Genomic DNA, 5,011 nt, shown 5'->3' with positions numbered 1-5,011 from the left:
TCGGCGCGGCCGAGGCGCGCGCCGAGCCGGGTCGTGGCCGCGACGGCGGCCTCGTAGGGGCGCTGGCCGGGCTCGTAGATGGCGTAGCTGTCCACGGCCGCGATCCGCGACAGGGCGCTCCGCCGCGCCTCGTACCAGGGCGAGATCAGGATCAGGTCCGGCCGCGCCGCCAGCAGGCGCTCGTAGCTCACGGAGCCGCGCAGGCCGAGATCGACCACCTGGTCGGGCGCGGCCGGCTCCACCGCCGCCTTGCGGAACAGCACCAGTTCGGTCGCGGCCACCGGGACCACGCCCAGAGCCAGCGCGGTCTCGAACATGGCCCAGTCGATCGCGGCGACCCTTGGAGAGGCGCCCGCGCCGCGCGCTGCGCCGGCCATCGATACGCCGAACGCCGCGGCCCCGAACACGAGGCCGCGGCGCGACAGTCCGCCCGTTTCGCGGCGGGCGCTCCGGCCCGCCGCCCGTTCGTGGATCACCACGTATAGCTCGCCTTCAGCAGCGCCCTGCGGCCCTCGCCGTAGGAGCAGACGTTGATGCCCTGGCAGCCGGACACGTAGCGCTTGTCGAACAGGTTCGTCACATTGAGGCTGACCTTGTAGGCGTCCCACTCGTAGCGCGCGGCGACGTCGAACAGCGTGGCGTCGGGAACCTTCACGGTGTTCGGCTGCGTCGCCTCCGACTTGCCAAGGTAGCGCACGCCGCCGCCGAGGCTGAGACCCTTCAGCGATCCGGTGGTGAAGGTGTAGTCGAGGAAGGCCGAGCCGATGATCTCAGGCACGAGGAAGGGCTGCTCGCCCTTGAGCGAAGTTCTAGTGTCTGACGTGCCCTTGAGGATCTTCAGTTCGTAGGCCGTGAACGAGCCGATGAACTTCCAGTTTTCCGTGAAGTTCGCCTGCGCCTCGAATTCGACGCCGCGCGAACGCACCTCGCCGAGCTGGCTCTGCGCGTTAAACGGACCGGAGACGTAGTTCTCCTTCGTCAGATCGAAGACAGCCGCCGTGAACAGGCCCGAGAACCAGGTCGGCGCATACTTCACGCCCGCTTCGTACTGAACACCCGTCTCAGGCTTGAAGGCGCGCCGGACGATGACTCCGTTCTCCAGAGCGGGATTGTAGCCGATGAGCGGATTGAAGGTGCTGGCGACGCTGACATACGGCACAAGGCCGTTGGCGAACTCGTAGCCCAGCCCCGCCCTGCCGCTGAAACGTCCGCGATTGAGGCTGACGTCGTTGCCGTACAGGGGGTTGGAATCCCCGTCGAGCCACATGCGGTCGTAGCGGCCGTTGAGCGTGGCGATGAAGCCGCCGCCGAACCGGATCTGGTCCTGAAGATAGACGCCGGCCTGATGCAGCTTCGAGGTTTGATCGAGATAGGTCGAGCCGAACGAGGCCTGCGTTTCGTCGATGCCGTAGAACTTGTAGTCGACGCCGAAGAGCAGGGTGTGGCTGACGGCGCCGGCGTCGATCTTCCCGACGACATTGTTGTCGGCGGTGAAGCTGTAGGACTTGGTGTGGTGGTTGAAGGGGATCAGCGACAGCGCGGTGTTTCCGGCGCTGGGGCGGGGCTGGAAGCCCCAGCCGAACGGATAGACCTGCGCTTCCTTGAGGTCCGCATAGGTGAAGCGCGCCTTGGAGTTCACCGTCCACACATCGGTGAGATCGCGATTGAGCTCATAGCCGACGCTGGCCTGACGCCGATCGTAGCGGTCGAAGTCCGGATCGGAGAAGTTGTCCTTCCGCCCGATGCGGCCGAGATCGATCGTGCCGTCGACGGACGTCGCCCGCTTCACCGTGCCGTAATAGGGCAGGAAATCACCGCCGCCGTGCGTCTGGTCGGCGTGCTGGTAGTTGGCGTAGACGGTCAGGTCCGTTCCGGCGTCCGGCGAGTAGGTCGCCGCGCCCTGGATGACGCCGCGGACGCCATCCTCGTCCTTCGCGTAACCGTCGCCGCCCTCAAGCTTGCCCGTGACGCGGTATTTCCAGACCGGGGGAAGCGCGCCGAGCTTGCTCTCGACGCCGTTCGGCACGACGCGGTTGATGTCGAACGCGCCGTAGCCGGTCGGATAGTTGTCGATCCCGACCTCGATCTGGCTGAAGTCGTGGTCGAGCGGACGCTTGCTGACGTAGTTGATGATGCCGCCGATGTTGCCGCCGCCATAGAGCGACGACGACGCGCCGCGCAGCACTTCCACTCGCTCGAGCAGATAAGCGTCCTGGTAGAAGTTGCCGAAGGCGTAGGACAGCAGCTGCATGCCGTCGCGGTAGACGCCGGTCTGCGTGGCGTCGAAGCCGCGGATGTAGAACCAGTTGGTGTCGCTGTCCTCACCGAAGGGCTGTGCGAACACGCCGGCCGAATAGCGCACCGCCTCGTCGGTCTTCTGCGCGCCGAGGTCGTCCATCTGCTGGCGGCCGACCACGCCGATCGACTGCGGCACCAGCTTCAGCGCCGTGTCGGTTTTCGAGCCGGTGGTGGTGGCGACGGGCGCCCAGCCCTGCACCGGGGCGACGCCGTCGCCCGCGCTCGCGCCAGTGCTGGAGGCGCCGCGGCCTTCGACCTCGATCGCCTCGAGCTGCGTGACGCCGGCCTGCTGCGCCGCGGCGCGATCCGCCTGCGCGATCACGGCGAGCGCGACGCCTGCCAGCAAAACAGCGTTCAGTCCCGTCTTGTGGATCACTTGAGTTCTCACTTGCCCAGACAGCGCAAAGATTAGGCGGAACGCTCTAGATTAGAATTAGTACAATCTAATCCAATTGGTTGAGTCTTGACCGCCTTCGTTTGGCCACTAAAAGTTCGTGGCGAAGCGCGGTCTTGAATGAATTTGGCTTTACAGCGCCGATCGCTGCTCCTGTGGTCCACAAGCATCAGTTCGCGTCTCGCGCGGGCAAGAGGAGAGATCCGGTTTGGCGGAGTTCCGGCCGCGAATGACCGCGCGGCGGCATGGCGTCGCGGTGCTGGGCGAGCCCAGCGCCCACGTGTCCGATGTCGGGCTGGTCGAGGTGTGGCGCGCGCGGTGCGAGCCCGGCGCCACGGGCGACTATGTCTCGCTCGACCCGCGGCTGTTCATCGTGCTCGAGCCGCTGGACGCCGAGGTGGCGCTCACCGGCCGGGCGGGGGAGGCGGCCTCGCGCGGTCGGTCCGCGAGCTTCGTGCCCGCGGGCGAGCCGGTGCGCCTGTCCGTGCAGGGCGCCACCACCATCCGCCATCTCGACCTGCATTTCGACGCCAGCCGGATCGGCCCGGTGGCGGGCCTGCGCGACGTGTCGGTCAGCGTGCCGCGGTTGATGTTCGTGGACGAGCGCGTGCAGCGCATGGCGCGCCTGCTGGAGGCGGCCTGCGCCCGCGCCGGCGACGGGCCGGGTCTTTACGGCGACGATCTGGTGGTCGCGCTCATCGCCGCGGCGCTCACCGGGGGCGACCCGGGCGCGCGGCGCAGCCTGCTCTCCGACCGCCAGCTCTCACTGTCGGTGGATTTCATCGAGGCGAACTGCGCCCGCACCATCCGCCTGCACGAACTCGCCGAGCTCACCGGGCTGACGGAGAGCTACTTCAGCCACGCCTTCAAGGCCGCCACCGGCACCCCGCCGCACCGCTGGCAGCGCCAGGCGCAGGTGCGGCGCGCCAAGGACATGCTGAGCCGAACCTCCGTCTCGCTCACGGAGGTGGCCTTCGCGTCCGGCTTCTCCGACCAGCCGCACCTCACCCGCGTGTTCAAATCCGCGACCGGCAAGACGCCCGCGGCCTGGCGCGCCGGCCAGAGATGACGCCGCGCCGGCCCGCGCGTCAGCGCGCGAAGGCGAGCAGGGCGCTGGTGCGCGGGTGGGTCATCACCTCCATGGCGACGCCGTAGATCTCCTCCAGCCGGTCCGGGGCGATCACCTCCGCCGGGCCGCCGCGCACGATCAGCCGCCCGCCATGCAGCGCCACGAGGTCGTCGCAGAAGCGCGCGGCCATGTTCACGTCGTGAAGCACCACGATCACGCCGAGGCCGCGCGTCTCCGACAGCCGTTCCACGAGGCCGAGCACCTCGATCTGGTGGGCGATGTCGAGCGCCGAGGTGGGCTCGTCCAGCAACAGCCATTTGGCCTGCTGCGCCACCAGCATGGCGAGCCAGACGCGCTGGCGTTCGCCGCCGGACAGCTCGTCCGCCAGCCGGTCCGCGAAGGCCTCCACGTCGGTCAGCGCCATGGCCTCCTGCACGGCGTCCGCATCCGCCTTGCCGAAGCGGCCGAGCGCGCCGTGCCACGGGTAGCGGCCGAGCGCGACCAGCTCCTTCACCTTGAGTCCGGTGGCGAGGGGGGGATGCTGCGGCAGATAGGCCACCTCCCGGGCGAAGGCCCGCGCCGACCACTGCTGGATCGGCCGCCCGTCGAGACGGATCGCGCCGCCGGTCGGCGTCTCCTGCCGCGCCAGCAGCTTGAGCATGGTGGATTTGCCGGACCCGTTGTGGCCGATGAGCCCAATCACCCGGCCCGGCTGGAACCGCGCGGCGACGGGCTGCAGCAGCGTGCGCCCCGCCACCGCGAAGGTCGCGCCGTCGAGCGCGAAGCCCGTCTCGTCCCCAAAGCTGTCAGCCGTCGCCATGCGCCGTTCGCCTTCCACGCCATCACACGCCGCACGGACCATAGACCATTCGCGCCGCCGCCCGCGAGGACGATCCTGCATCAGGTGACGGCCTTGGCTGACGCGCCATCCATCAAAGCGCGTTTCGTCGCCGTGTTGTTCGCCGCGGCCACGTGGGGTAGCTAGATCGGGGCGACGGAGAGGCGGTTTGGTGGTCGGATTCCGGAAAACGGGCGGCGTGGTGCGGGGGCTTCTGCTCGCGTATCTGCTCGTGATCCAGTCCGCGCTGGGCGGGCTCGCCCTCGGGTCTCAGCCGCTGGCCGCCGCGCCCGCCGCGGCGATCGACTGCCTTTCCGGCCACGGTTCCGACAGCGGCCCGGCGCAGGACCACGGCGCCGTTCCCGGCTGCTGCGTCACGGCGTGCGCGTTCCACGCCGGCGGCATGGCCGCG

4 protein-coding genes and 1 pseudogene are annotated in these 5,011 nt (G+C 68.9%); 2 read left to right on the top strand and 3 right to left on the bottom strand.

The genetic code is table 11. From position 1 onward, the window contains the following. Both ACFQ4O_RS14915 and ACFQ4O_RS14910 read right to left on the bottom strand, forming a co-directional pair. Positions 1-479, bottom strand: a 479-nt coding sequence (locus ACFQ4O_RS14915) for an ABC transporter substrate-binding protein (RefSeq protein ID WP_378776704.1), incomplete at its 3' end; no start/stop codon positions are given. Beyond that, the gene (locus ACFQ4O_RS14910; protein ID WP_378776703.1) at positions 473-2,674 is read right to left on the bottom strand and encodes a TonB-dependent siderophore receptor; all 2,202 of its coding nucleotides are present in this window, start codon (positions 2,672-2,674) and stop codon (positions 473-475) included. The genes ACFQ4O_RS14910 and ACFQ4O_RS14915, both read right to left, overlap by 7 nt. 247 nt (positions 2,675-2,921) lie before the next feature. Here ACFQ4O_RS14910 and ACFQ4O_RS14905 point away from each other — a divergent pair, with 247 nt between their 5' ends. Next, the gene (locus ACFQ4O_RS14905; protein WP_378776702.1) at positions 2,922-3,761 is read left to right on the top strand and encodes a helix-turn-helix domain-containing protein; all 840 of its coding nucleotides are present in this window, start codon (positions 2,922-2,924) and stop codon (positions 3,759-3,761) included. A gap of 19 nt (positions 3,762-3,780) precedes the next feature. Here ACFQ4O_RS14905 and ACFQ4O_RS14900 read toward each other — a convergent pair whose 3' ends face one another. Continuing rightward, a complete protein-coding gene (locus ACFQ4O_RS14900; RefSeq protein WP_378776701.1) occupies positions 3,781-4,581 on the bottom strand; it encodes an ATP-binding cassette domain-containing protein in 801 nt (266 codons plus the stop codon). 187 nt (positions 4,582-4,768) lie between these two features. Here ACFQ4O_RS14900 and ACFQ4O_RS14895 point away from each other — a divergent pair. Further along, positions 4,769-5,011, top strand: a pseudogene (locus ACFQ4O_RS14895) (hypothetical protein); the annotation flags it as partial.

This window comes from Methylopila musalis (genome assembly GCF_042679725.1).
In the GTDB taxonomy this organism is placed as follows: Bacteria; Pseudomonadota; Alphaproteobacteria; order Rhizobiales; family Methylopilaceae; genus Methylopila; species Methylopila musalis.
The sequence above is the reverse complement of the archived record's forward strand: the minus strand, read 5'-3'. Positions and strand labels throughout refer to the sequence as shown.

Coding starts and splice junctions, on each gene's coding strand:
- ACFQ4O_RS14905 (WP_378776702.1), top strand. CDS start 2,922: ATGACCGCGCGGCGGCATGGCGTCGCGGTGCTGGGCGAGCCCAGCGCC.
- ACFQ4O_RS14900 (WP_378776701.1), bottom strand. CDS start 4,581: ATGGCGACGGCTGACAGCTTTGGGGACGAGACGGGCTTCGCGCTCGAC.